Source organism: Rhodococcus sp. NPDC049939, assembly GCF_040656415.1.
In the GTDB taxonomy this organism is placed as follows: domain Bacteria; phylum Actinomycetota; class Actinomycetes; order Mycobacteriales; family Mycobacteriaceae; genus Rhodococcus_F.
Genome location: NZ_JBFAMC010000001.1, coordinates 154,873 through 179,522 on the forward strand (window position 1 = coordinate 154,873; position 24,650 = coordinate 179,522).

Annotated in this window: 26 protein-coding genes; 23 read left to right on the top strand and 3 right to left on the bottom strand. The window is 63.4% G+C overall.

Annotation, left to right across the window (positions count from 1 at the left end):
• Positions 1-14 precede the first annotated feature (14 nt).
• Genes AB0I57_RS00665 through AB0I57_RS00700 form a run of 8 tightly spaced genes read left to right on the top strand, consistent with a single transcriptional unit; the run spans position 15 to position 8,785 of the window.
• Positions 15-788 carry an SDR family oxidoreductase gene (locus AB0I57_RS00665; RefSeq protein WP_358328395.1) on the top strand — a complete coding sequence of 258 codons (774 nt, stop codon included), beginning with the start codon at positions 15-17 and terminating at the stop codon, positions 786-788.
• A 30-nt stretch (positions 789-818) separates the two neighbouring features.
• Positions 819-1,841: an LLM class flavin-dependent oxidoreductase gene (locus AB0I57_RS00670; RefSeq protein ID WP_358328398.1), complete on the top strand. Its 1,023-nt coding sequence runs from the start codon at positions 819-821 to the stop codon at positions 1,839-1,841.
• A gap of 15 nt (positions 1,842-1,856) precedes the next feature.
• The gene (locus tag AB0I57_RS00675) at positions 1,857-3,509 is read left to right on the top strand and encodes an AMP-binding protein (RefSeq protein ID WP_358328401.1); all 1,653 of its coding nucleotides are present in this window, start codon (positions 1,857-1,859) and stop codon (positions 3,507-3,509) included.
• A gap of 17 nt (positions 3,510-3,526) precedes the next feature.
• A complete protein-coding gene (locus tag AB0I57_RS00680; RefSeq protein ID WP_358328404.1) occupies positions 3,527-4,693 on the top strand; it encodes an acyl-CoA dehydrogenase family protein in 1,167 nt (388 codons plus the stop codon).
• 10 nt (positions 4,694-4,703) lie between these two features.
• Positions 4,704-5,609 (top strand): CoA ester lyase, encoded by a 906-nt coding sequence (locus AB0I57_RS00685; RefSeq protein ID WP_358328407.1) that lies wholly within the window; start codon positions 4,704-4,706, stop codon positions 5,607-5,609.
• Positions 5,609-6,076: a MaoC family dehydratase gene (locus AB0I57_RS00690; protein ID WP_358328411.1), complete on the top strand. Its 468-nt coding sequence runs from the start codon at positions 5,609-5,611 to the stop codon at positions 6,074-6,076. Before AB0I57_RS00685 ends, AB0I57_RS00690 begins: the two co-directional genes overlap by 1 nt.
• Positions 6,076-7,557, top strand: coding sequence for an aldehyde dehydrogenase family protein (locus AB0I57_RS00695; protein ID WP_358328414.1), 1,482 nt, complete (start codon positions 6,076-6,078; stop codon positions 7,555-7,557). Before AB0I57_RS00690 ends, AB0I57_RS00695 begins: the two co-directional genes overlap by 1 nt.
• Positions 7,558-7,567: 10 nt before the next feature.
• Positions 7,568-8,785 (top strand): CoA transferase, encoded by a 1,218-nt coding sequence (locus AB0I57_RS00700; RefSeq protein WP_358328417.1) that lies wholly within the window; start codon positions 7,568-7,570, stop codon positions 8,783-8,785.
• Between the two features lie 60 nt (positions 8,786-8,845).
• Here AB0I57_RS00700 and AB0I57_RS00705 read toward each other — a convergent pair whose 3' ends face one another.
• Together AB0I57_RS00705 and AB0I57_RS00710 are read right to left on the bottom strand one after the other, a co-directional pair.
• Positions 8,846-9,274 (bottom strand): hotdog domain-containing protein, encoded by a 429-nt coding sequence (locus AB0I57_RS00705; RefSeq protein ID WP_358328420.1) that lies wholly within the window; start codon positions 9,272-9,274, stop codon positions 8,846-8,848.
• Positions 9,271-10,065: a glucose 1-dehydrogenase gene (locus AB0I57_RS00710; RefSeq protein WP_358328429.1), complete on the bottom strand. Its 795-nt coding sequence runs from the start codon at positions 10,063-10,065 to the stop codon at positions 9,271-9,273. The genes AB0I57_RS00705 and AB0I57_RS00710 overlap by 4 nt, the downstream gene beginning before the upstream one ends.
• Positions 10,066-10,223: 158 nt before the next feature.
• On the opposite strand from AB0I57_RS00710, the gene AB0I57_RS00715 reads away from it, so the two are divergent.
• The 15 genes from AB0I57_RS00715 (at position 10,224) to AB0I57_RS00785 (ending at position 23,972) form a co-directional block, all read left to right on the top strand.
• Positions 10,224-11,372, top strand: a complete 1,149-nt coding sequence (locus AB0I57_RS00715) for an acyl-CoA dehydrogenase family protein (protein WP_358328432.1) — start codon at positions 10,224-10,226, stop codon at positions 11,370-11,372.
• A 21-nt stretch (positions 11,373-11,393) separates the two neighbouring features.
• Complete coding sequence (locus AB0I57_RS00720; protein ID WP_358328434.1) at positions 11,394-13,328, top strand: 2-oxoacid:acceptor oxidoreductase subunit alpha; 1,935 nt, start codon at positions 11,394-11,396, stop codon at positions 13,326-13,328.
• 5 nt (positions 13,329-13,333) lie between these two features.
• Entirely contained in the window at positions 13,334-14,401 is a 1,068-nt protein-coding gene (locus tag AB0I57_RS00725; RefSeq protein ID WP_358332984.1) for a 2-oxoacid:ferredoxin oxidoreductase subunit beta, read from the top strand.
• A 127-nt stretch (positions 14,402-14,528) separates the two neighbouring features.
• A complete protein-coding gene (locus tag AB0I57_RS00730) occupies positions 14,529-14,741 on the top strand; it encodes a hypothetical protein (RefSeq protein ID WP_358328437.1) in 213 nt (70 codons plus the stop codon).
• Positions 14,742-14,766: 25 nt separating this feature from the next.
• Entirely contained in the window at positions 14,767-16,317 is a 1,551-nt protein-coding gene (locus tag AB0I57_RS00735) for an AMP-binding protein (protein ID WP_358328440.1), read from the top strand.
• A complete protein-coding gene (locus AB0I57_RS00740; RefSeq protein ID WP_358328443.1) occupies positions 16,314-16,781 on the top strand; it encodes a hypothetical protein in 468 nt (155 codons plus the stop codon). Before AB0I57_RS00735 ends, AB0I57_RS00740 begins: the two co-directional genes overlap by 4 nt.
• Positions 16,778-17,188 (top strand): MaoC/PaaZ C-terminal domain-containing protein, encoded by a 411-nt coding sequence (locus AB0I57_RS00745; RefSeq protein WP_358328445.1) that lies wholly within the window; start codon positions 16,778-16,780, stop codon positions 17,186-17,188. Before AB0I57_RS00740 ends, AB0I57_RS00745 begins: the two co-directional genes overlap by 4 nt.
• Before the next feature lie 33 nt (positions 17,189-17,221).
• Complete coding sequence (locus AB0I57_RS00750) at positions 17,222-18,058, top strand: mycofactocin-coupled SDR family oxidoreductase (protein ID WP_358328448.1); 837 nt, start codon at positions 17,222-17,224, stop codon at positions 18,056-18,058.
• Between the two features lie 46 nt (positions 18,059-18,104).
• Positions 18,105-18,941 carry a mycofactocin-coupled SDR family oxidoreductase gene (locus tag AB0I57_RS00755; protein WP_358328450.1) on the top strand — a complete coding sequence of 279 codons (837 nt, stop codon included), beginning with the start codon at positions 18,105-18,107 and terminating at the stop codon, positions 18,939-18,941.
• A gap of 46 nt (positions 18,942-18,987) precedes the next feature.
• Entirely contained in the window at positions 18,988-19,827 is an 840-nt protein-coding gene (locus tag AB0I57_RS00760; protein WP_358328453.1) for a mycofactocin-coupled SDR family oxidoreductase, read from the top strand.
• A 90-nt stretch (positions 19,828-19,917) separates the two neighbouring features.
• A complete protein-coding gene (locus tag AB0I57_RS00765) occupies positions 19,918-20,757 on the top strand; it encodes a mycofactocin-coupled SDR family oxidoreductase (protein WP_358328456.1) in 840 nt (279 codons plus the stop codon).
• Between the two features lie 47 nt (positions 20,758-20,804).
• Entirely contained in the window at positions 20,805-21,641 is an 837-nt protein-coding gene (locus AB0I57_RS00770) for a mycofactocin-coupled SDR family oxidoreductase (RefSeq protein WP_358328458.1), read from the top strand.
• A gap of 105 nt (positions 21,642-21,746) precedes the next feature.
• On the top strand, positions 21,747-22,583 hold the full coding sequence (locus AB0I57_RS00775; RefSeq protein ID WP_358328461.1) for a mycofactocin-coupled SDR family oxidoreductase: 837 nt from the start codon (positions 21,747-21,749) through the stop codon (positions 22,581-22,583).
• 46 nt (positions 22,584-22,629) lie between these two features.
• Entirely contained in the window at positions 22,630-23,469 is an 840-nt protein-coding gene (locus tag AB0I57_RS00780) for a mycofactocin-coupled SDR family oxidoreductase (RefSeq protein ID WP_358328464.1), read from the top strand.
• Positions 23,466-23,972 carry a pyridoxamine 5'-phosphate oxidase family protein gene (locus AB0I57_RS00785; protein WP_358328467.1) on the top strand — a complete coding sequence of 169 codons (507 nt, stop codon included), beginning with the start codon at positions 23,466-23,468 and terminating at the stop codon, positions 23,970-23,972. The genes AB0I57_RS00780 and AB0I57_RS00785 overlap by 4 nt, the downstream gene beginning before the upstream one ends.
• 53 nt (positions 23,973-24,025) lie before the next feature.
• Here AB0I57_RS00785 and AB0I57_RS00790 read toward each other — a convergent pair whose 3' ends face one another.
• Positions 24,026-24,562, bottom strand: a complete 537-nt coding sequence (locus AB0I57_RS00790; RefSeq protein WP_358328470.1) for a nuclear transport factor 2 family protein — start codon at positions 24,560-24,562, stop codon at positions 24,026-24,028.
• Positions 24,563-24,650 lie beyond the last annotated feature (88 nt).

Consider the following 24,650-nt stretch of genomic DNA (forward strand, 5'->3'; position numbering starts at 1 on the left):
AAGAGGTGAATGGAATGCTCGGTCGCTACAAAGGTCGTATCGCCGCAATCATCGGAGGCGGATCCGGAATGGGCCGCGCCATCAGTCAGCGTATCGCAGCCGAGGGCGGCCACGTCTACGTCGCAGACATCTCCGAGGACGGCGCCACCAAGGTGGTCGAGGAGATCCATTCCGCGGGCGGGGTAGCGACACCGGTCAAGGTCGACGCGACGAATACCGACGACCTCGAGAGCCTGTTCGGCAAGATCGACGCAGACCACGGCGTACTCCACGCTCTGCACGCCCAGGTGGGCATGCCCGGCCCCGGTGGGCTCGAAGTCGACGAAGCCCAGTGGGAGAAGAACATCGCGGTCAACGTCAAGAGCGCCTACTACTCGACCACTCTTGGGTTCGACCTGCTGAGGAGGGCCGAGGGCAAGGGTTCGGTGACGCTCACTTCGTCCACGTCGGCGCTCATCGGGTCGCCGTTCAGCCCCATCTATTCGATGACGAAGGGTTCGCTCGTCCCGTTCGCGCGATCACTGGCCCTCGTCGGGGCCAAGGATGGTATCCGCGTCAACGTCATTTGCCCGGGACAGGTCATCACTCCGATGCTGGCGCAATTCTTCGGCCGTGAGCCGGGTGCGGATGTCTCCGCACTCACCAAGGACTTCGTGGCGACCATCCCACTGGGCCGCGGAGCGCAACCAGAGGAGATCGCCTCCGTCATCGCGTTCCTGAACAGCGACGACGCCAGCTACATCACCGGCGTCACCATTCCGGTCGACGGCGGTCTCACCGCTCAGTAGGCCACAGACTCGTGCGAAGGGATCTTTGAGATGGTTCAGGTCGGCTTGCTGCTCAGTGACGTGCCGCAGTCGGTGACCCCGGCACAGCAGCTCGAGGACATCCTTCGCATCGTCGAGGCGGCCGAGGACAACGGTCTCAACTACATCTGCATCGGTCAGCACTTCCTGTACGGCGAACTGCGCTGGCTGCAACCGGTGCCACTGCTCGCGCGCCTTGCTGCACACGTGGCACCCACCACCAAGCTGGTCACCCAGATCATGATCGCCCCGCTGTATCACCCGGTGATGCTCGCGGAGGAGATCGCGACCCTCGACGTCGTCACCGAAGGCCGGTTGATCTTCGGCGCAGGCCTTGGATACCGGCCCGAGGAATTCGACTATCTGCAGGTGCCCTTCAAGGAACGCGCCGGGCGTTTCGACGAGTCGCTGCAGATCATGAAGCAGCTGTGGACCCAGGACGAGGTGACGTTCAAGGGCAAGTACTTCCAGCTCGACGGCGTCAAGCCGCATCTGTTCCCGGTGCAGCAACCACACGTTCCGATATGGATCGGTGCCCACGCGATGGGCGGCGTTCGACGCGCCGGGAAGTACGGCGACGCGTACGTCGTTCCGCCCGAGACTCCGAAACAGCAAGTGGAAGAGCGTTACCGCGTCGTGCAAAAGCTCTTCGCGGAGCGAGGCAAGCCATTCGGGTCCCAGCCCCTGCGGCGCAACGTGCTCGTGGCCGACACGAAGGAACAGGCGATGGTCGAGTACGCCCGCGTAGCGAAAGGCCGCTACATCACCTACGCGAACAAGGGCCTTGACGTGATGGCAGACAAGGACCTCGAGAATCAATTCGCCGAGGCCGTGTCCGGGCACGTCGTGGTCGGCACCGCCGACGATGTGGTGGCCGAATTGACTGACTTCGTGACCAGCCTTCCCGTTGATCCCCTTCTCCTGCGTCCGCAGTGGCCGACGATGGACGCCGACGAGACGATCGCCGCCATCAAACGACTGGGCCAAGACGTCGTCCCCTCGATGTTGGCCATCGAACCCCGCACGGACTTCTAGAGGGGCACAGCGCAAATGAACCAGGTGTACACGGACCTACGGCCGAACTTCTCGAATCCCGAGGACTGGACGCTGGATACGGTCCTGCGCGCGCACGTCGCGGCGCAACCGGATGCACCATGCCTGATCACACCCGAAGAAGGTCTCGAGTGGACCTACGAGGAGGCTCTGGCCTCCGCCGAGCGTATCGCGGGAGCGTGGCACAGCGCTGGTGTCAGCCAAGGTGACCGTGTGGTGATCATGGCGATGAACTCGTCACGGTTCCTGCGGAGTTGGTTCGCGACTGCCGTGGGCGGCATGGTCGAGGTGCCGATCAACGTCAACAACGAGGGCGAGTTCCTCCGCCACCAGATCGTCACAGTAGACCCGCATTGGGCCGTTGTGGACGACACGTTCGCCGACCGCTTTGTCGCAATCGCCGAGCACTGCCGCGGAATCGAGAAGTTCTGGGTGATCGACACCGGAGTCGGGATGGTCGACAAGGCTGTTCGACTACTCCGCGACAACGGCTGGGCGGCTGACGTGTGGGACGTCCTCGAGAACGGAGTTCCGGTATCGGTGCAGGCGCCGCCGAAAGCGCAGGATCTCGGCGCCATCTTCTTCACCTCCGGCACGACCGGGCCGTCGAAGGGCGTCGCGATGCCGCACTCGCAGCTGTACTTCTTCGCGCAGGAAGTCGTGAGTCTCATGCGGCTGGGCGCCGACGATCGCTACCTCACCACCACACCGTTGTTCCACGGCAACGCCCAGTTCATGGCTGTATACCCGGCACTCGTCGCCGGTGCGAGCGCGGTGGTCCGTCCGAAGTTCAGTGCGAGTCGGTGGATTGATCACGTCCGCGATTCCGGAGTCACCGTCACCAATTTCGTCGGCGTCATGATGGACTTCGTCTGGAAGCAGCCGCCCCGGGACAGCGACCGCGACAACAGGTTACGCGCCGTTTATGCGGCGCCGACGGCGAGCACGATAGTGGATGGGTTCAAGGAGCGGTACGGGATCGAGGCGTTCCTTGACGCGTTCGGCCTCACCGAGACGTGCGCACCAATCCTCGCGCCGTACGGTGTCGAGCGACCCGCAGGCGCCGCCGGGCTCGCCGCCGCCGAGTGGTTCGACATCCGACTAGTCGACCCGGAGACCGACCGTGAGGTTCGGGTCGGGGAGGTCGGCGAACTGGTGGTCCGTTCGGTACAGCCGTGGACGTGCAGCCTGGGCTACTACAACATGCCCGAGAAGACTCTCGAGGCGTGGCGGAACCTCTGGTTCCACACCGGCGACGCCCTGAAGAAGGACGAGGACGGCTGGTACTACTTCGTCGACCGCTACAAAGATGCGCTCCGGCGTCGCGGCGAGAACATCAGTTCCTACGAAGTCGAGCAGGCGGTGCTCGGGCACCCCGCCGTGGTCGAGTGTGCCGTCATCGGTGTACCTGCCGACCAGGACGCGGGTGAGGACGAGGTGCTCGCGACCGTCGTCACCAGCACCGAGGTGGAGGCCGAGGACATCCTCTCGTGGTGTGACGGCAAGATCCCGGCCTTCGCGATCCCGCGTTACCTGCGCTTCGTGACGTCGTTGCCCAAGACGCCGTCCGAGAAGGTCCGCAAGGCCGCGCTGCGTGAAGAGGGCATCACACCAGACACATTCGACCGCACAGCCGTCTCTGCGGTCTGATGGCGACAGGACGCGCGATGGACTTCAGCAAGAACGAAACGCACGAAGAGATCCGGAAGGGCATCAGGGAACTCTGTAAGCGATTCCCCGATGAGTACTGGTCGAAGCACGACGACTCACACGAGTTCCCGTGGGAGTTCTACAACGCCATGGCGGACGGCGGCTGGATGGGTCTCACAGTTCCCGTGGAGTACGGCGGCGGCGGTCTCGGCGTCACCGAGGCCGCGATCGTGGAACGGGAGATCGCCGCTTCGGGCGCCGGTATGGGTGGCTGCAGCGCCGTGCACATCGGCATTTTCGGCTTCGAACCGATCATCCGTCACGGCTCGGAGGAGATGAAGAAGAAGTACCTCCCTCGTGTCGCCACCGGCGAACTGCACACTTCGTTCGCCGTAACCGAACCCGACGCCGGCACCGACACCACGAACATCAAGACGTTCGCCAAGAAGGTGGACGGCGGATTCCTGGTGTCGGGTAAGAAGGTGTGGATCACCAAGGCTCAGGAGGCGGAGCGGATGCTCTTGCTGTGCCGCACCAGCCCGCGTGAGGAGAACGGAAAGCGCACGGCGGGAATGACTTTGCTGTTTGCGGAAATGGACCGCAGCAAGGTGCAGATCGTTCCAATCCCCAAGATGGGCCGAAATGCCGTCGACACCAACGAGTTGTTCATCGACGAACTCTTCGTTACCGACGATGATGTGGTCGGCGAAGTGGGACACGGCTTCCGTGCCATCCTCGGCGGACTCAACGCCGAGCGGGTGATCTCCGCCAACGCCGCGCTCGGTATCGGTGAGGCGGCGCTGCGGCGCGGTGTCGAGTACGCGAAGCAACGCGAGGTCTTCGGACGTCCCATCGGCCGGAACCAGGGAATCGCATTCCCGCTGGCCGAGGCTCGCATCCGACTCGATGCTGCGGAAGCGATGCTCGACAAGGCAACATGGATGGTTGACCAGGGGCTGCCGTGTGGACGTGAAGCCAATGCCGCGAAGTTCCTTTGCGCCGAGGCCGGTTTCTACGCCGCAGACGTCGCACTGCAGACCCACGGCGGATTCGGATTCGGCAAGGAGTTCCACGTGGAGCGGTACTTTCGCGAGTCGCGCTTGATGCGGATCGCACCGATCAGCCAGGAGATGGTCCTCAACTACACGGCCGAGCACGTTCTGGGCCTGCCGCGAAGCTACTAGGAGGGAACCGGTGGAACCGTATCGTTCGATCTTGTTCGTACCCGGTCATCGTCCCCGCTGGGTGGAAAAGGCGATCGCCACCGGCGCGGACTGCCTGGTACTCGACCTCGAGGACTCGGTGCCGGCGTTCGAGAAGGAATCCGCGCGCAATGCCGTGGCGGAGTCGATCGCCCGCGCCCGGGAGACGAGTCCCGACATCGGCCTGTTCGTCCGGGTGAATCCGCTGGCCACAAAGATGACCGGCGCCGACCTGGAAGCCGTCGTGGTGCCGGGACTCACCGGGGTCTTCGCCCCGAAGATCGAGCAGGCCACAGACGTGTTGCAATACGACGCCCTCGTCGACCACTTCGAGCATCGCAACGGGGTGTCGGGACTCGAGTACATCGTCCCCGTCGAGACGGTGAAGGCCATCCACAACTGCCTCGAGGTGGCGACGGCGTCCCCGCGGGTCGGCGCGATGATCGGACCGTCTGCGCAGCACGCCGACATTGCCCGGGAGGTCGGTTACGAGTGGACGCCCGAGGGGCTGGAGACACTGTACCTGCGTAGCCGGGTGCTCCTCGCCTGCCGGGAAGCGAAGATCCATGCGCTGACCGGACTTTGGGAAGACCTCGACAACCTCGACGGTCTGCGCCAGTTTGCAGTCCGAGGACGCCAACTGGGGTTCCGCGGCATGATCGTGATCCACCCCACCCACGTGGAGACCGTCAACGACGTGTTCTATCCGTCCGACGCCGACATCGAGTTCTACCGCGGGCTTGCCGAATCCTACGAAAAGGCCGAGGCGCAGGGCACCGGCGCCCTCAGATATCGGGGACTGCACATCGACAAAGCGCACTACGACAAGGCAATTCAGTGGCTCGAACGAGCTCGCTCGATCCGGCTGAGAACGGGTGCGGAGAGAGGCGAACAGTGATGCGCGGTTTGTATTTCGAGGAGTTCGAGGAAGGCAAGCATTACAAGCACTCCCTCACACGCACCGTCACCGAAATGGACAACATCCTCTTCACGTCGCTCACGATGAACGTGCAGCCACTACATCTCGACGAGGAGTTCGCGAAGAAGTCGATCCATGGGCAGCGCGTCGTCAACAGCCTGTTTACCGTCGCGCTGGTCGGTGCGTTCCACGTTCCGGAGCTGACCATGGGAACAACGCTCGGCAACCTCGGCTACGACAAGATCAAATTCCCCCACCCGGTCTTTCACGGAGACACACTCCGTGGCGAGACGACCATCCTGAGAAAGCGCGAATCAAAGAGCCGGACCGACAGCGGAATCGTGTGGTTCGAGCACCGGGGATTCAACCAGCGTGACGAGATGGTGTGCCTGCTAGAGCGCGTCGGCCTGATGGCGAAGCGCCCCACCGACGAAGAAGGTGTCTGATGCCTACTGTGACCGAAGCCCAGAATCCGCTGAAGGATTGGGTCCCCGAGACGCGGACCCTACTTCTCGGCGACCGGAGCGCCGCGGCCGCGGGCGAGACGTGGGACGTGTACAACCCCGCCACCGAGGACGTCATCGCGACAGTCGCCGGCGCGTCGCCGGGGCAGGTCGACGAGGCCGTCGCCGCTGCTCGGCAAGCATTCCCGGCCTGGGCTGGGTTGAGTGGCGAGGAGCGGTCGCGGCACCTCCACCGCCTCGCGGACGTCCTCGAGAAGGCTGCGGACAGGCTGCTGCCGTCGATCGTCAACGAGGTCGGCACGCCTGTGTCCCTGGCCGAGTACCTCCAGGTGAAGATGGCCGTGGACGAGCACCTGCGGTGGGCGGCGGAGGCCGCGAAGACAGACCGCACCATCCACCTGGGCGAATTCGACAAGCCCGTCCCGACGATGAGCGACGTCGTGCACGAGCCCGTCGGTGTGGTCGCAGCCATCACCGGCTACAACTACCCCCTCAACCTGGCGATCTTCAAGTTCGGGGCAGCCCTTGCCGCTGGATGTACCGTGGTGCTGCTGCCGTCGCCGCGGACCCCGCTCACCACGTTGTTCCTGGGCGATCTCATCAAGGAGGCCGGACTTCCGCCGGGCGTCATGAACGTCGTCATCGGTGGTGCCGACGTGGGACAGCAGCTGTCTTCGCATCCCGGGGTCGACAGGGTGTCGTTCACCGGTTCGGACGGCGTCGGCGCCAAGATCATGGAACAGGCCGCCGCCAACCTCACCGGCGTGACCCTCGAGCTGGGTGGCAAGTCACCGAGCATCGTGCTGCCCGGGGTGGACGTGCAGAAGATCGCCGTCGAGATGCATCTGCGGTGGTCCCGCAACGGTGGTCAGGGCTGCGCCGCCCTCGCCCGACTGCTCGTGCACGAAGCCGTCTACGACGAATTCCTCGACGCCAGTACGTCGGCGTTCGACCAGATGGTCGTGGGCGATCCGTGGGATCGCGCTACCAACATCGGCCCGATGATCCGCCCCGATCACAAGGCGCGGGTCCAAGGCTTCATCGACGGCTCGGTGGCCGAGGGTGGTACGAAGTTGCTCGAGGTCACCAAACCGCTGCCCGAGAGGGGCTGGTTCGTCAATCCCGTTCTGCTCGGGGGTCTTCCACACAGCGCACGGGCTGTGCAGCAGGAGATCTTCGGGCCCATCGCGGTGGTCGTGCCATTCAAGGGCACCGAGGAGGCCATCCGCCTCGCCAACGACACCCCCTACGGCCTCGCCGCCAACGTGTGGTGCGACGACCCGGTCGAGGCGCGTCGCGTCGCGGAGCGGGTACGCGCAGGCACCGTGTGGATCAACGGCGGCGGTGCCATGCGTCCCGACGCACCATTCGGCGGATACGGAAGGTCCGGTCTCGGTCGGGAACTCGGTGAGTGGGGTATGCGGGAATACCTCGAGGTCAAGCACATTCAGTGGCGCGTCTAGGGAGATCGTGATGACTGCTTCGTCTGCTGGACCGCTGGCCGGGATCAAGGTGCTCGAACTGGGGACCATGTACGCCGCGCCCACCGCCGGAAGAATGCTCCGCGACTTCGGCGCCGACGTCGTGAAAGTCGAGGACCCCAAGACGGGTGACTATGCCCGCCATTGGATCCCGCAGAAGGAGGGGCTGTCGCTCGGCTTCTGTCGTCTCAACGCCGGAAAGCGTTCGGTGGGAATCGATCTTCGCTCTGCCGAGGGGCGCGACCTAGTCCTCCGGCTCGCCGCGCGTGTGGACGTCGTGCTCGAGTCCTTCCGGCCAGGCCGGCTCGAGGAATGGGGACTCGGTTACGAGGAATTGAGCAAGGATCATCCGGGACTCGTCATGGCTCGTGTGTCGGGGTTCGGGCAGACCGGCCCCAACCGCCTGCTGCCCGGATTCGGGACGGTCGCCGAGACGGTCAGCGGATTCGCACACGTGAACGGCTGGCCCGACTCGCCTCCCACGTCCCCGCCGTTCGGGTTCGCCGATTCGATCGCCGGGCTGTCGGCCGCGATGGGCGTCGCGATGTCGCTGTACAAGCGCGAACGCACCGGACAGGGTGAGTGCGTCGACGTCGCCCTGTACGAGCCGCTGATGTTCATCATCGGCGACATTTTCCTCAAGTACACCTCGCTCGGTGAGATCCAGAACCGGATCGGCAACAGCACCGGTTCCGCGTCTCCGCGAGGCATCTACGAGGCAAGCGACGGGAGGTTCCTGTCTATCGCAGCGTCGAACCAGACCATCGCCAGGAGGCTGTTCGCGGCGATGGGCATGCCCGAGGTGATCGAGGATCCCCGTTACGCCACCAACGCCGCCCGGTTGCAGAACAACGACGAGGTCCAGTCGATGGTGAAGAACTGGGTGCGGTCGATGCCGCGCGCCGACGTCCTGGCAACCCTCGAGAAGTTCGAGGTGGTGTCCGCACCGGTCAACGATGCCGCGGATGTCGTGGCAGATCCGCACTTCCAGGAACGCACGCTCGTCGAGATCACCGGCGACGACATGATGAAGAACGTCCTCATGCCCGGCCCCGTCATGCACATGAACGGGTATGAAGGCCCGTCCTACGACGGCGTTCCGGCCATCGGAGAACATACGAAAGAAGTGCTGTCGTCCCGGCTCGGATTGAGCGCCGAGGATTTTTCGTCCCTGGCAGCGGCGGGCGTCGTCAGTCGCTCACAGGGCTAGTGCCACTTGCGCGTGTGACGAGCCCCGTACACCCACTTCGCATTGCCGATTCCCAAGCCACTAGGTAGTGGTGTAGCTGGACGGTTCGAGGGTCTTCAGGGCGCTGAGCAACCGGTCGGGGATAGCGACTTTCGCTCCCTCGGCGCTGCGCACGGCGAAGGTGATCTTGCCGTGGGCGACGAGTTCGTCGCCGCGGACGAAGTCGAAGCCCAGTGTGTAGGACGTTGTACCGAGCCGGTCGAGGACCACCGTGCACGTCAGCTCGTCGAAGACCGCGCAACTGGCGAAATACTGGCACTCCGACTTCAGCCCGACGGTGTAGGCGCCCACTGTTTCGAGCATGGTGTGGCTGTCCAGCCCGAAAGAGTGCAGCCAGACGCTGTAGGTGCGTTCCATCCACGGATAGTTGATCGCGAAGTAGGCAATGCCGAGAGCATCGCAGTCGCCGTAGGACAGTTGGATCCGCTGCTGTGCGACGGCTGCGGTCATGGCTGACCGCCGTCGACGGTGATGACGGAACCGGTGGTGTAGCTGGACGCATCGCTGGCGAGGTAGAGCGCGGCGCCGACGATTTCTTCGGGCTGTCCTCCGCGCTTCGCGGCGAACGTCTGTGCGCGCGCCGCGAACGCATCCTTGTCCCACGAGTTGCTCACGTCGGTGAGGAAGGTGCCCGCCATGATGGCGTTGGTGCGGACGGTGGGACCGAATGCGCGCGCGAATCCAGCGGTCAGTGCATTGAGGCCTGCCTTGGCCGCCGCATAAGGGAGGATCTCGGGGCGCGGGTGGATGGCCCCGACACTCGAGATGTTGATGATGGATCCGCCGCCGCCTTTCGCCATGCGCGTTCCGACGAGAGAAGTGAGCCGGAACGGGCCCTTGAGGTTGACGGCGAGAACCTTGTCGAACAGGACCTCGCTGACCGTGTCGACGCTCTCGTAGAGCGGCGACATTCCCGCGTTGTTGATGAGGACGTCAACCTTGCCGAAGTGGCGGTAGGCGGCGTCGACGAGTGCGTCGATCGACTCCCATTTCCCCACGTGGACGCTGTAGGGGAGGGCCTTACAGCCGGTCAGGTCGCTGATCTCTTCGGCAGTGGTCTTGCAGGACTCGAGGTTGCGACTGGCGACGACCACGTCGCATCCTGCGGCGGCGAGCCCGAAGGCCATGGCACGGCCCAGCCCGCGGCTGCCGCCGGTGACGACGGCGGTGCGCCCCGTCAGGTCGAATGCATGGCTGGGATCGAAGGGGCCATGATCCCTCTGGTGGGTCGATCCGGTCATGTGATGGTCACCTACGCATGCTCATTGACGACTTAATATCCATTGCTATTGTGATCATAGATTACTGGTGGTGACGCAGTTCACGTCCGGAACACCTCGACGCGTGCCCGGCGGTCGGCCGACGTGTCTTTGGAGAATCATGAAGAATGGAGAACGACGTGAGCAGCGACCAGCAAGAACTGTTTGCGCTACCGACCGAGTACCGAGACTTGCAGGCGGAAGCGCGGGATCTCGCTGTGTCGTGTGCAGACCTCGCTCCGCGCGCCGACGAAGCCGACAGCCTCGATGTCGGCATCCGGAAGCGGTTGCAGGCATCAGGTTTGGCTCGCGTCGTCGTTCCTGCCCGATTCGGCGGACGCTACGAGCGGGTCGATTCCCTGGCAGTCACCCTTGTCCGCGAGCAACTGGCCGCGGAGTCGTCGCACCTCGATTCACTCTTCGCGATGCAGGGGATCGGCAGCTACGGCATCGCCGTCGGCGGATCCGAGGAACTGCAGCGCGAATGGCTGCCCAGGGTTGCGAACCTCGGCACCATTGCGGCTCTCGGGCTCACCGAACCGCACGTCGGATCCGATCTCAAAGCACTGACCACCACAGTCGTCGAGCGCGATGGAAAGCTGGTTGTCAACGGACACAAGTCGTTCATCACCAACGGGGGCGATGCCGACTTCTATTGCATTCTGGCGCGCGAGGGTCACGGATATTCACTGGTCCTGGTGCCTGCGGATACTCCAGGTCTGTCGACGCAGCGGCCGCACCAGATCATCGCCCCGCACGTCCTCGGCGATGTGATCCTCGAGGACGTCGAAGTGCCGATCGGCAACCGTATCGGCGAAAAGGGCAAGGGTTTCGGTCTCGTGCTCGTGACCCTCGCCACCTTCCGCGTCTCGGTCGCGGGCGCGGCGGTTGGAATGGCCGAGGCAGCGTTGCGAGAAGCGGTGCGTCATGCAAATAGTCGCGAACAATTCGGGGTGAATCTGTCCCGACTGGGTTCGGTGCCCGAGCACCTCGCCTCCAGCTGGGCCGACATCGAAATGGCTCGTTCGCTCACCTACCGCGCGGCTGCAGCGGCTGCCCGTGACGCCAGGGGCAATCTCCACCTGTCGTCGATGGCGAAGGTCGGTGCGACCGAAATGGCCGCCCGGGTGATTGACCGGGCGGTGCAAATTATGGGCCGATTCGGACTTGTGCGCGGCGGAAAACTGGAACGCTTGTACCGCGAAGCACGGCCCATGAGGATCTACGAGGGATCCACCGAGGTCATCCTCGACTCCCTCGCGAAACAGCTGATCAGAGACCAACACTAGCTAGAGAGATCTGGTGGTTCGATGACGACGGAGGCGAACTCCACGAAGCTGGAGCGGGTGGCCATCCGCTTTGCGGGCGACTCGGGTGACGGCATGCAGTTGACCGGCGACCGGTTCACGTCGGAGGCCGCGGCGTTCGGCAACGACCTCGCCACTCAACCCAACTTCCCTGCCGAGATCCGGGCTCCGCGAGGAACCCTCCCAGGAGTGTCGTCGTTTCAAATCCAGATCGCGGACTATGACATCCTGACCGCAGGCGATCGCCCGGACGTCCTTGTTGTCATGAACCCGGCCGCGTTGAAGGCGAATTTGGAGGATCTACCGCGCGGCGGCATGATCATCGCGAACACGGACGAGTTCACCAAGCGGAATCTCTCGAAGGTCGGCTACGCCACGAACCCGCTCGACGACGGCACGCTCGCGGACTACGTGGTGCATCCGGTGGCGATGTCGACGTTGACGGCCGGCGCGGTGGAACCCGCCGGGCTGAGCCGCAAGGACGGCGAGCGGGCGAAGAACATGTTTTCGCTGGGCTTGCTCTCGTGGATGTACAACCGCCCTACAGACGGTATCGAGCGATTCCTGCGGTCCAAGTTCGCGGCGACGCCGCAGATCGCCGAGGGGAATCTTCTCGCGTTCAGGGCGGGGTGGAACTACGGGGAGACGACCGAGAGTTTCGCGACCACATACGAGGTGTCGGCTGCTGCACTGCCGCCCGCCACCTACCGTCGGGTCACTGGGAACAAGGCCCTGGCATACGGAGTGCTGACTGCGGGGCATTTGGCCTCGATGGACGTCTTTCTCGGCACGTATCCGATCACCCCGGCATCGGACATCTTGCACGAACTGAGCAATCACCGGGGCCTCGGTGTCACTACTTTCCAGGCCGAGGACGAGATTGCCGGGATCGGTGCGGCGCTGGGAGCATCCGTCGGTGGCGCTCTCGGGGTGACGAGCACGTCTGGTCCCGGCTTGGCGCTCATGACCGAATCGATCGGACTGGGGGTGATGACGGAGGTTCCACTGCTGGTGATCGACGTCCAGCGCGGGGGTCCGTCGACGGGGCTTCCGACCAAGACCGAACAGTCGGACCTGTTGCAAGCGATATACGGACGCAACGGTGAATCACCGGTTCCGGTGATCGCACCCCGCTCACCGGCGGATTGTTTCGACGTCGCCATCGAGGCCGCGCGGATCGCCATCGAATACCGCACACCGGTGCTCTTGCTGTCGGACGGTGCGATCGCGAATGGAAGTGAACCATGGGCGATTCCGAACGTGTCGGAGTTGGATCGAATCGATCCGGGTTTCGAGACCGAGCCTCCCTCGGAAGGGCAGTTCGCCCCGTACGCCCGCGACCGGGAGACGCTCGCGCGTTCGATGGCGATACCGGGAACGCCGGGACTCGAGCACCGGGTCGGTGGGATCGAGAAGTCGGACGGCAGCGGTGACATCTCCTACGATCCTGCCAACCACGATCTGATGGTGCGGTTGCGTCAAGCGAAGATCGACGGAATCACCGTCGACGATGTGGTTGTCGACGACCCCTCGGGAAGAGCGGACCTGCTGCTCATCGGGTGGGGAAGTTCGTACGGGCCGATCGGTGAGGCGTGCAGGCGAGCTCGCCGCGAGGGCAAGAATGTCGCCCACGCGCATGTGCGCAATCTCAATCCGCTGCCCGCCAATCTCGGTGCGGTACTTCGGAGTTACGAAACCGTCGTCGCGCCGGAGATGAATCTCGGTCAGTTTGCCACAATCCTCCGCTCGAAGTTTCTCGTGGACGTGCAATCGGTGACGAAGGTGCAGGGCCTGTCCTTCCTCTCCGATGAACTGCACGAGGTGATCGAAGCGGCTCTGGCGGGAACCTTGCGCAAGAGCGAACTCGCGAAGACCTCCGATGCGCTCGCGTCGGCAACTTACCGAACGACCACACCAGGGGAAGGGGAGTCGGCGTGACAGGAATGATCGGCCGAGTCGGTGCAGACCTGGGGCTGACCGCCAACGCGAACGTCCCCAAGACTGACGAACAGCAGACGGCCAAGGACTTCGCCACGAGCCAGGAGGTCCGTTGGTGTCCTGGGTGCGGTGACTACGTCATCCTCGCCACGATCCGAAGTTTCCTGCCGGAGTTGGGACTTCGACGTGAAAACATGATGTTCGTTTCCGGGATCGGGTGTTCGAGTAGATTCCCGTACTATCTGGACACGTACGGCCTGCACTCGATTCACGGCCGTGCGCCCGCTATTGCGACGGGCCTCGCCGTGACACGGCCGGATCTGTCGGTGTGGGTGGTCACCGGCGACGGTGACGCATTGTCGATCGGGGGCAACCACCTCATCCACGCGCTGCGGCGGAACGTCAACATGACGATCCTGCTGTTCAACAACAGGATCTATGGGCTGACCAAGGGGCAGTACTCACCGACGTCCGAGGTCGGCACCGTCACGAAGTCGACCCCTCTCGGTTCGGTGGATCACCCGTTCAACACCCTGTCCCTGGCACTCGGTGCCGAGGCGACGTTCGCGGCCCGAGCGATCGACACCGACCGCAAGGGTCTGACGGAGGTACTGCGGCAGGCGGCGGCACACCGGGGAACCTCTTTTATCGAGATCTACCAGGACTGCCCGATCTTCAACGACGGCTCCTTCGACATCCTCCGTAAGGACGGTTCGGAGCAGCGACTGATCCCGCTGACTCACGGCGAGCCGATCGTGTTCGGAGAAGCTGGCGAATATTGTGTTGTCCGTTCTGGTTTCGGGATGAAGGTGGTTTCGACGGTTGAGGTCGACAGGGGCGAGATCGTCGTACATGACGCTCATGCCGACGATCCCGACTACGCTCACGCTCTGTCGAGGCTCTCGGATCAGAACCTCACTCACACGGTGACTGGCGTGTTCCGCAGTGTCGTACGGGACACGTATGACGACATGGTTCGCCTCCAGAACGAACTCGAACGGGAGAAGAACCCCGTCGACACCGATGCGCTTCAGCGTCTGCTGACCGGACAAGACACGTGGACGGTGGAATAGCCGGCTTCGCCGCCCGGTCGTCTGGAGTGCCTGGTGTTGTGAAGTTAATGCGTCTCCCCCTAGTTCCCTGCGCATCATTCGTATAAAGTGGCGTCATCACACCACTGCTCGGTTCGGAGAAACCGGAATGTCGATCACACATGACATCGAAAATGCACTCGTGCGTTGCGGATTAGCCTACGAAGACGGCAATTTGGACACTGTCGAGACGCCGTTCACGTCGGACGAGAACGACCCCTTGCGGGCGCTGTCCACGGACAAGTACGAGGACGAGTGGGCGAACGCTGGTAACGAATGGCACCTTTTCAAGCGTCATATCGGGCTGGGCTTTCAGTACTGAGCCGCCCCCTTCCAGGAGATAGAGTATGACGCTGAATCAGGGTCTGATCCCGGCGAAGTGGGCAGCGCTCACGCCGAATGCTCCGGCTGTCTACGATGTGCCGAACGATCGGCGGATCACATTCTTCGAGTTGGATGATCGGGTGCGGCGCGCGGCCAACGGTCTTCGCGGACTCGGCCTGGAGAAGGGTGACCGCGTCGCCGTACTCGCCAAGAACAGCGTCGAGTTTCAGGAACTGTTCTTCGCGGTCGGTCGCGCAGGCTTGGTGCTGCAGCCGCTGAACTGGCGACTGGCGGCGCCGGCGCTGTCCGGGCTGATCGCCGATGCCGCCCCGAAGGTCGTCATCACGGCGCACGAGTTTCGCGGGGTCGCCGAGGAGCTGAAGCGTTCGTCGAACGTCGATAACTGGCTGGAATTCGGGCCCGATGGTGACGGGACGTACGAAGCCCTGCTTGCAGCGTCTGTCAGCGCGGAACCGATCTGGACGTCGGGCGTACAGGGGCATGACCCCTTCTTCATCCTCTACACCGGGGGAACGACCGGGGAGTCGAAGGGTGCCTTGCATTCCCACATGAGCGCTGCGGCGGGAATGTTGAACCAGACCGTGGCCGAACGGGTGGTTCCCACTGATGTCTACATGCTGACGGGGCAGATGTATCACATTCCCGTTGTGCTTTCGATGAATTACATGAAGCACGGATGCCCCGTTGTCCTGGTGAACTTCGAGGCCAGGCAGGCGCTGGAGGTCATCGAGGCGGAGAGGGTCTCGGCGTTCCTCGGCATCACCACCATGCTGAACTGGATGATGGCGGTGGAGAATTTCTCCTGCTACGACCTGTCCAGCTTGCGTAACATCCAGTACGGCGGCGGGCCGATGCCGTCGTCCACCGTTCGGGCGGCGCTCGAGGCCTTCCCGTGCACCCTTATCCAGGGTTACGGGCAGACCGAGGGCACGACGATGGCGTTCCTGTCGCAGGAAGATCACCTCGACGCGGTGCGGGGCATCAACTCGCATCGGCTGAAGTCCTGTGGCAGAGAGGGATTCGTCACCACCATCCGGGTGGTGGATTCCGTCGGCAACGAGGTGCCGCGCGACGGGAAGACACCCGGGGAGGTCGTCGTCCAGTCCGAAGCGAACATGCTCGGCTACTGGAACAGGCCCGAGTTGACGGCCGAAACTCTACGAAACGGCTGGATGCATACCGGCGACATCGCAACGTGGGACGAGGACCGGTATGTGTTCATCGTCGATCGTGCCAAAGACATGATCATCTCCGGCGGCGAGAACATCTACAGCGTGCAGGTGGAAGAGGCCATCGGGGCACATCCCGCAGTGCTCGAGTGCGCGGTGATCGGCGTTCCCGACGAGGAGTGGGGTGAGGCGGTGAAGGCCGTCGTCGTTCTCAAACCGGGACACACTGCCACCGAGGTCGAGATCATCGAGACCGCGAAGAACAACCTGGCGTCGTATCAGAAGCCGCGGTCGGTCGACTTCGTGGACGCACTGCCGAAGGCGCCGACGGGCAAGATCATGAAGCGGGACCTTCGGGCTCCATATCTGACGGTCGGCGCATGAAGACGGCGACCGACCTCGTGGTGCCGACCGAGAGCGAACTCGCCGAACTTGTGGGAACGCCGTTCCCCGGTGGCACGGTGCGGTTGGAACGATGGTGGGTCCATCTCGTACTCGACAGCATGATGGCCGACACGAAAGACGGTGCAGAGCACCCCGTCTTCGTCTTCCTCGTCGCCACCAGTGCCATGGGTTGGAGCTGGGACGAACTGTTCGCCGTATTCGGCGCCCGCGAATCGGACGGGCCGATGGCCGGTGAGACGGAGACGACCATCCGAAGACCACTCCGAGCGGATGAAACATACACAGTGTTCGGCGAGATCGTCTCGGCACAAAGGAAAGTCGGCAAACAGACCGGCGTCTTCGACATTGTCGGCTACCGGCTCGACCTCTACGCCGAGGACGGCGCACTCAGTGCCTCCACCACCAATTCGATCGTCTTCCCGCGCAGGGGGGTCGCGTCATGACCGTCGCGATCGGACAGGAGATCCCAGAGCGCATCATCGAGGCGGTCGATCCCGCGCGGATGAAGACGTTGTCGGCGTTGATGCGCGATCCGAACCCGATCCACTTCGACCGATCAGCGGTTTCGGAGTTGGGGATGGGGGAGCGCACTGTCAACCAGGGTCCCGCGAACATCGCGTACGTCGTCTCGATGCTCGGTGCCTGGGCGGGAGGGGTCGATCGGATCCGGCACTTCCGGTTTCGGTTCCGGGGCAGGGTCGTCGAAGGGCAGCGTCTGCGCGCGAGCGGTGTCGTCACCGCCGTCGAGGAAGGGCAGGACGGCACGCTGGTTCGCTGCGACCTGGCCCTGGAGGTGGTCGACGGTGCCCGGGTACTCGAAGGTGTCGGCGCCGTCCTGCTTCCACTCTGATTCACGCAACACCGTCAGGAGGTTTGAGCGAACATGTCAGGTCGTGTAGAGGGCAAGGTTGCATTCATCACCGGTGCCGCGCGGGGGCAGGGGCGCAGTCACGCAGTGCGTCTGGCGGAGGAGGGCGCCGACATCATCGCGGTCGACATCTGCGAGAACATCGAGACGGTCACGTCGTACTCTCTCGGGACAGATCGGGAACTTCAGGAGACCGTGGCGCAGGTGGAGGCGCTGGGCAGGCGGATCGTGGCCGTCAAGGCCGACGTACGCGACCTCGTCGGTCTCCAGAAGGCGTTCGATTCGGGTGTCGAGCAGTTCGGCCACGTCGACATCGTCGTCGCCAACGCCGGCATCGTCGGCTTCGGGCGGTCGTGGGAGCTCACCGCGCAGCAGTGGCAGGACGTGATCGACGTCAATCTGACCGGTGTGTTCAACACGGTCAAGGTCGCGATCCCGAGCATGATCGACGCAGGCCGTGGCGGGTGCATCCTGTTCACCAGTTCGCTCTGCGGGCTCAAGGGGATGCAAGAGATCGGGCACTATGTGGCCGCCAAACACGGAATAGTCGGTCTGATGCGAACCCTGGCCAACGAGTTGGGGCCGTACAGAATTCGGGTGAACACCATCCATCCCACCCACGTCGACACGCCGATGCTCCAGAATCCGGACGCGTACTCGAAGTTTTCGCCCGAGGAACCCGAGCCCACCATGGAGATGGCAATACCGGGATTCATGTCGAACAACATTTTGCCCATACCGTGGGTCGACCCGACCGATATCAGCAATGCGGTGCTGTTCCTCGGCAGTGACGAGGCCCGGTATGTCACCGGGGTCACCTTCCCCGTCGATGCCGGCGCGTACGTGAAATGACCGGCAAACCCTAGTCCCCACAACACTTTCAGGAGGTTTTTCGAACATGTCGGGTCGTGTAGAAGGCAAGGTTGCATTCATCACCGGCGCGGGGCGGGGGCAGGGGCGCAGTCACGCAGTACGGCTGGCGGAGGAGGGCGCCGACATTATTGCGGTCGACATCTGCGAGAACATCGAGACGGTCACCCACTACTCCCTGGCCACCGATCAGGATCTACAAGAGACCGTGGCGCAGGTGGAGGCGCTCGGCCGGCGGATCGTGGCCGTCAAGGCCGACGTGCGCGACCTCGTCGGTCTCCAGAAGGCCTTCGACACAGGTATCGAGCAGTTGGGCCACGTCGACATCGTCGTCGCCAACGCCGGCATCATCACCTACGGACAGTCGTGGGAGCTCACCGCGCAGCAGTGGCAGGACATCATCGATGTCAATCTGACCGGTGTGTTCAACACTGCCAAGGTCGCGATCCCGAGCATGATCGACGCAGGACGTGGTGGGGCCATCCTGTTAACCAGCTCGGTCTGCGGGCTCAAGGGGACCCAAGGGACGGGGCACTATGTTGCCGCCAAACACGCAATAGTCGGTCTGATGCGGACCATGGCCAACGAACTGGGGCCGCACAGCATTCGGGTGAACACTATTCATCCGACCAATGTCGACACCGTAATGCTGAAGAATCCAGGCGCTTACGCGATGTTCTCGCCCGGCGAACCCGAGCCCACCATGGACACGGCGATGCCGGGGTTGATGTCGCTCGACGCGCTGCCCACACCGTGGGTCGACCCGACCGACATCAGCAATGCCGTGCTGTTCCTCGGCAGTGACGAGGCGCGGTATGTCACCGGGGTCACCTTCCCCGTCGATGCCGGAGCGTGCGTGAAGTGACCGGCAAACCCCAATCCCCACAACGCCTTCAGGAGGTCTTTCGAAAATGTCGGGTCGTGTAGAAGGCAAGGTTGCATTTATCACCGGTGCCGCGCGGGGGCAGGGGCGTAGTCACGCATTGCGGCTGGCGGAGGAGGGTGCGGACATCATCGCGGTCGACATCTGCGAGAACATCGACACGGTTACGCCGTTCTATCCTCTTGCCACAGAACAGGAGTTGGAGGAGACCGTGGCGCAGGTGGAGGCGCTGGGCAGGCGGATGGTGGCCGTCAAGGCCGATGTGCGCGACCTCGCCGGTCTCCAGAAGGCCTTCGATTCGGGTATCGAGCAGTTCGGCCACGTCGACATCGTCGTCGCCAACTCCGGCATCATCACCTACGGAATGTCGTGGGAGCTCACCGCGCAGCAGTGGCAGGACGTGATCGACGTCGATCTGACCGGAGTGTTCAACACGGCCAAGGTCGCGATCCCGGGCATGATCGACGCAGGGCGTGGTGGGTGCATCCTGTTCACCAGTTCGATCTGCGGACTGAAGGGGACACAGAGGACCGGGCACTACGTGGCCGCCAAACACGGAGTCGTCGGCCTGATGCGGACCATGGCCAACGAGTTGGGGCCGTACAGAATTCGGGTGAACACCATCCATCCCACCAATGTCGACACCCTCATGATCCAGAATCCGGGTGCGTACGCGATATTCTCGCCCGGCGAACCCGAGCCGTCCCAGGACACGGCAATGCCGGGATTCACGTCACTCAACGCGCTGCCCACACCGTGGCTCGAACCGACCGATATCAGCAATGCGGTGCTGTTCCTCGGCAGTGACGAGGCACGGTACGTCACCGGGGTCACTTTCCCTGTCGATGCCGGCGCGTGCGTGAAATGACCGGTAAACCCGTTCTGGGAGTGGAGACAACGAGGATCTCCGCTCGCCGCGCGCTCTGATCCACGCAACAGCTTCAGGAGGTTTTCGAACATGTCGGGTCGTGTAGAGGGCAAGGTTGCATTCATCACAGGTGCCGCGCGGGGGCAGGGGCGCAGTCACGCAGTGCGGTTGGCGGAGGAGGGTGCGGACATCATCGCGGTCGACATCTGCGAGAACATCGACACGGTTACGCCGTTCTATCCTCTCGCCACCGATCAGGAGTTTCAGGAGACCGTGGCGCAGGTGGAGGCGCTGGGCAGGCGGATGGTGGCCGTCAAGGCCGATGTGCGCGACCTCGCAGGTCTCCAGAAGGCGTTCGATTCGGGTGTCGAGCAGTTCGGCCACGTCGACATCGTCGTCGCCAACGCCGGCATCATCACCTACGGACCGTCGTGGGAGCTGACCGCGCAGCAGTGGCAGGACGTGATCGACGTCGATCTGACCGGTGTGTTCAACACTGCCAAGGTCGCGATCCCGAGCATGATCGACGCAGGGCGTGGTGGGTGCATCCTGTTCACCAGTTCACTCGCCGGGTTCAGGGGGAAGCAAGGGACCGGGCACTACACGGCCGCCAAACACGCAATAGTCGGCCTGATGCGGACCATGGCCAACGAGTTGGGGCCGTACAGAATTCGGGTGAACACCATCCATCCCACCAATGTCGACACTCACATGATCCAGAATCCGGGTGCGTACGCGATGTTCTCGCCCGGCGAACCCGAGCCGTCCCAGGACACGGCAATGCCGGGATTCACGTCACTCAACGCACTTCCCACACCGTGGCTCGACCCGACCGACATCAGCAATGCTGTGCTGTTCCTCGGCAGTGACGAGGCGCGTTACATCACCGGGGTCACCTTCCCCGTCGATGCCGGAGCGTGCGTGAAGTGACTGGCAAACCCTGATCCCCACAACACCTTCAGGAGGATTTTCCGAACATGTCGGGTCGTGTAGAGGGCAAGGTTGCATTCATTACCGGTGCCGCGCGGGGGCAGGGGCGTAGTCACGCGGTGCGGCTGGCGGGGGAGGGCGCGGACATCATCGCGGTCGACATCTGCGAGAACATCGACACGATCACGTCGTACTCCCTCGGGACAGATCGGGAGCTGCAGGAGACCGTGGCGCAGGTGGAGGCTCTCGGTCAGCGGATCGTGGCCGTCAAGGCTGATGTGCGCGACCTCGTCGGTCTCCAGAAGGCGTTCGATTCGGGTGTCGAGCAGTTCGGCCACGTCGACATCGTCGTCGCCAACGCCGGTATTTCCAACTTTGGGCGGTCATGGGAGCTCACAGAGCAGCAGTGGCAGGACATGATCGACGTCGATCTGACCGGTGTGTTCAACACGGCCAAGGTCGCGATCCCGACCATGATCGACGCAGGCCGTGGTGGGTGCATCCTCTTCACCAGTTCGCTCTATGGGCTGCGAGGGATGCAAGGGTTCGGGCACTACACGGCCGCCAAACACGCGATAGTCGGTCTGATGCGGACCATGGCCAATGAGTTGGGGCCGTACAACATTCGGGTGAACACCATTCATCCCACAAACGTCGACACGCCCATGATCCAGAATCGGAGAGCGTACACGATGTTGTCACCCGGCGAATCCGAACCCACCATGGACGCGGCGATGCCGGGATTCATGTCGCGCAACACGTTGCCCATACCGTGGGTCGACCCGACCGACATCAGCAATGCCGTGCTGTTCCTCGGCAGTGACGAGGCGCGGTACGTCACCGGGGTCGCTTTCCCTGTCGATGCCGGAGCGTGCGTGAAATGATTGGTAAATCCGTTCCGGGAGTGGATGACAACCAGGATTTCTGTACGGCGCGCGCCGCTCTGGTTCGGCTCTGAACCGCACAACACTTTCAGGAGGTTTGCGAACATGTCGGGTCGTGTAGAAGGCAAGGTTGCATTCGTCACCGGTGCTGCGCGGGGGCAGGGGCGTAGTCACGCGGTGCGGTTGGCGGAGGAGGGCGCGGACATCATCGCGGTCGACATCTGCGGGAACATCGAGACGGTCACGGCGTACTCTCTCGGGACAGATCGGGAGCTTCAGGAGACCGTGGCGCAGGTGGAGGCGCTGGGCAGGCGAATCGTGGCGGTCAAGGCCGATGTGCGCGACCTCGCCGGTCTCCAGAAGGCCTTCGATTCGGGTATCGAGCAGTTGGGCCACGTCGACATCGTCGTCGCCAACGCCGGCATCGTCAGCTTCGGGCGGTCGTGGGAGCTCACCGCGCAGCAGTGGCAGGACGTGATAGATGTCAATCTGACCGGTGTGTTCAACACCGCGAAGGTCGCGATCCCGAGCATGATCGACGCAGGCCGTGGTGGGTCCATCCTGTTCACCAGTTCGACCGGCGGGCTGAAAGGGTTGCAAGGGATGGGGCACTACGTGGCCGCCAAACACGCAATAGTCGGTCTCATGCGGACCATGGCGAACGAACTGGGGCCGTACAACATTCGGGTGAACACCATCCATCCCGGCAGTGTCGACACCCCGATGTTCCAGAATCCGGGCACGTACGCGATGTTCTCGCCCGAGGAACCCGAGCCCACCGTGGACACGACGATTCCGAAGCTGATGTCTCAACACACGCTGCCCATACCGTGGGTCGTCCCGGCTGACATCAGCAATGCCGTGCTGTTCCTCGGCAGTGACGAGGCGAGGTATATCACTGGGGTCACCTTCCCCGTCGATGCCGGTGCATGCGTGACATGACCGGCAAACCTTAATCCCCACAACATATTCAGGAGGTCTTTCGAACATGTCGGGTCGTGTAGAAGGCAAGGTTGCATTCATCACCGGCGCCGCGCGGGGGCAGGGGCGCAGTCACGCGGTACGGCTGGCGGAGGAGGGCGCGGACATCATCGCGGTCGACATCTGCGAGAACATCGACACGGTTACGCCGTTCTATCCTCTTGCCACCGATCAGGAGTTTCAGGAGACCGTGGCGCAGGTGGAGGCGCTGGGCAGGCGAATCGTGGCGGTCAAGGCCGATGTGCGCGACCTCGCCGGTCTCCAGAAGGCCTTCGATTCGGGTATCGAGCAGTTCGGCCACGTCGACATCGTCGTCGCCAACGCGGGCATCATCACCTTCGGGCAGTCGTGGGAGCTGACCGAGCAGCAATGGCAGGACATGATCGACGTCAATCAGACCGGTGTGTTCAACACCGCCAAGGTCGCGATCCCGAGCATGATCGACGCCGGACGTGGTGGGTCCATCCTGTTCACCAGTTCGACAGCCGGACTGAAAGGGTTGCCGGGAGCCGGGCACTACGTGGCCGCCAAACACGCGATAGTCGGTCTGATGCGGACCATGGCCAAGGAGTTGGGGCCGCACAACATTCGGGTGAACACCATCCACCCCGGCAGTACCGACACCCTCATGATCCAGAATCCGGGCATGTACGCGATCATGTCGCCCGACGAACCCGAACCGTCCCAGGACAAGGCGATACCGGGATTCATGTCGCTCAACATGCTGCCCGTGCCGTGGGTCGACCCGACCGATATCAGCAATGCGGTGTTGTTCCTCGGCAGTGACGAGGCGCGGTACGTCACCGGAATCACCTTCACCGTCGATGCGGGACTGTGCGTAAAATGACCGGCAAACCCGTTCTGGGAGTGGATGACAACGAGGATCTTCGCTCGGCGCGCGTCGATCCCCGCGGTATGCGCGAGCTACTGGCCGCGCAGACCGAGTGCACGTTCTCGTTCATCACTGAGAAAGGCTGGCCCGCGGGCGTCGTGATGAGCTTTCTCTATCACAATGACACTTTCTGGCTCACCGCGGCCGCCGATCGGGCGCATGCGAGGGCTGCAGCCCGTGATCCGAGGGTCACGCTCGTGATCTCGAATGCCGGAACAGCTCTGCCCGGGCGTCGCATGCTCGCTGTCCGCGGGTGGGCGACCGTCCACACCGACCGCGCCACCAAGGATTGGTTCTACCCGGCCTTCGCCGGACGGCTCGCACCCGATGACCCTGCGTCGTTCGCGCGACTGCTCGACAGCGAAAACCGCGTGGTCATCGAAGTCGAACCCGTCCGGGTCGCCGTCAGCCACGACTCCACCAAAATGGCAGGCGACGGCCGAGGTGGACGACTGTGAAGAGTCCGGTGCATTTCGCCGCACCCCGGTGATGCCGTTGTAAGCGTGGGCGATCAGCGGTAGGTGGCCCAAGTCGGGTGCGTTTCCGGGTATTCCGCAGGTTGGGGATCCGTCCCCGGCCAGCGGATGCGGTCCGTCGTGGTGACCGCGGTCTCGAGGTCGCGGAACGGCGTGGCGTAGAGGAAACGGAGGTGTCGGCTGGCGAACAGCCAGCGATCGTCGTGCCGGACGTAGTCGTCCGAGTACCGGTAGGCAGCCATCATCAGCGTTCCGTCGAGGGCGAGCTCGGCCTGCCCGGTCAGCAATCCCTTGGCTCGATCACCGTCGACCGCGATCTGGTTGCTCTGAGGTGTGTGCAAGGTCAGGGAGTAACGGCCCATCGCCCGCACGTAGAACGTGCGGATTTCCTCGTGTCCCCGAGAGACGACGCCTGCGCGTTCGAACGTGCCGTCCTCGCTGAACAAACCCACCAGGGTGTCGATGTCGTGATCGTCGACCGCGATGGCGTAAGCGGCCGCGAGGTCCTGGATTCGTGCCCGATCCTCGAGTCGGGTGACACGTCGTTCGAGTTCGGCGTGGATATTCGGCATGACTTTCCTCCTCATGACATGGAACTGTGAACGTGTTGAGCGGATGTTGTGCCTGCGGCGCAACATCGAAACCGGTGCTGCTTGCAGT

Coding starts and splice junctions, on each gene's coding strand:
- AB0I57_RS00665 (WP_358328395.1), top strand. CDS start 15: ATGCTCGGTCGCTACAAAGGTCGTATCGCCGCAATCATCGGAGGCGGA.
- AB0I57_RS00670 (WP_358328398.1), top strand. CDS start 819: ATGGTTCAGGTCGGCTTGCTGCTCAGTGACGTGCCGCAGTCGGTGACC.
- AB0I57_RS00675 (WP_358328401.1), top strand. CDS start 1,857: ATGAACCAGGTGTACACGGACCTACGGCCGAACTTCTCGAATCCCGAG.
- AB0I57_RS00680 (WP_358328404.1), top strand. CDS start 3,527: ATGGACTTCAGCAAGAACGAAACGCACGAAGAGATCCGGAAGGGCATC.
- AB0I57_RS00690 (WP_358328411.1), top strand. CDS start 5,609: ATGCGCGGTTTGTATTTCGAGGAGTTCGAGGAAGGCAAGCATTACAAG.
- AB0I57_RS00695 (WP_358328414.1), top strand. CDS start 6,076: ATGCCTACTGTGACCGAAGCCCAGAATCCGCTGAAGGATTGGGTCCCC.
- AB0I57_RS00700 (WP_358328417.1), top strand. CDS start 7,568: ATGACTGCTTCGTCTGCTGGACCGCTGGCCGGGATCAAGGTGCTCGAA.
- AB0I57_RS00705 (WP_358328420.1), bottom strand. CDS start 9,274: ATGACCGCAGCCGTCGCACAGCAGCGGATCCAACTGTCCTACGGCGAC.
- AB0I57_RS00710 (WP_358328429.1), bottom strand. CDS start 10,065: ATGACCGGATCGACCCACCAGAGGGATCATGGCCCCTTCGATCCCAGC.
- AB0I57_RS00720 (WP_358328434.1), top strand. CDS start 11,394: ATGACGACGGAGGCGAACTCCACGAAGCTGGAGCGGGTGGCCATCCGC.
- AB0I57_RS00725 (WP_358332984.1), top strand. CDS start 13,334: ATGATCGGCCGAGTCGGTGCAGACCTGGGGCTGACCGCCAACGCGAAC.
- AB0I57_RS00730 (WP_358328437.1), top strand. CDS start 14,529: ATGTCGATCACACATGACATCGAAAATGCACTCGTGCGTTGCGGATTA.
- AB0I57_RS00735 (WP_358328440.1), top strand. CDS start 14,767: ATGACGCTGAATCAGGGTCTGATCCCGGCGAAGTGGGCAGCGCTCACG.
- AB0I57_RS00740 (WP_358328443.1), top strand. CDS start 16,314: ATGAAGACGGCGACCGACCTCGTGGTGCCGACCGAGAGCGAACTCGCC.
- AB0I57_RS00745 (WP_358328445.1), top strand. CDS start 16,778: ATGACCGTCGCGATCGGACAGGAGATCCCAGAGCGCATCATCGAGGCG.
- AB0I57_RS00750 (WP_358328448.1), top strand. CDS start 17,222: ATGTCAGGTCGTGTAGAGGGCAAGGTTGCATTCATCACCGGTGCCGCG.
- AB0I57_RS00755 (WP_358328450.1), top strand. CDS start 18,105: ATGTCGGGTCGTGTAGAAGGCAAGGTTGCATTCATCACCGGCGCGGGG.
- AB0I57_RS00760 (WP_358328453.1), top strand. CDS start 18,988: ATGTCGGGTCGTGTAGAAGGCAAGGTTGCATTTATCACCGGTGCCGCG.
- AB0I57_RS00765 (WP_358328456.1), top strand. CDS start 19,918: ATGTCGGGTCGTGTAGAGGGCAAGGTTGCATTCATCACAGGTGCCGCG.
- AB0I57_RS00770 (WP_358328458.1), top strand. CDS start 20,805: ATGTCGGGTCGTGTAGAGGGCAAGGTTGCATTCATTACCGGTGCCGCG.
- AB0I57_RS00775 (WP_358328461.1), top strand. CDS start 21,747: ATGTCGGGTCGTGTAGAAGGCAAGGTTGCATTCGTCACCGGTGCTGCG.
- AB0I57_RS00780 (WP_358328464.1), top strand. CDS start 22,630: ATGTCGGGTCGTGTAGAAGGCAAGGTTGCATTCATCACCGGCGCCGCG.
- AB0I57_RS00785 (WP_358328467.1), top strand. CDS start 23,466: ATGACCGGCAAACCCGTTCTGGGAGTGGATGACAACGAGGATCTTCGC.
- AB0I57_RS00790 (WP_358328470.1), bottom strand. CDS start 24,562: ATGCCGAATATCCACGCCGAACTCGAACGACGTGTCACCCGACTCGAG.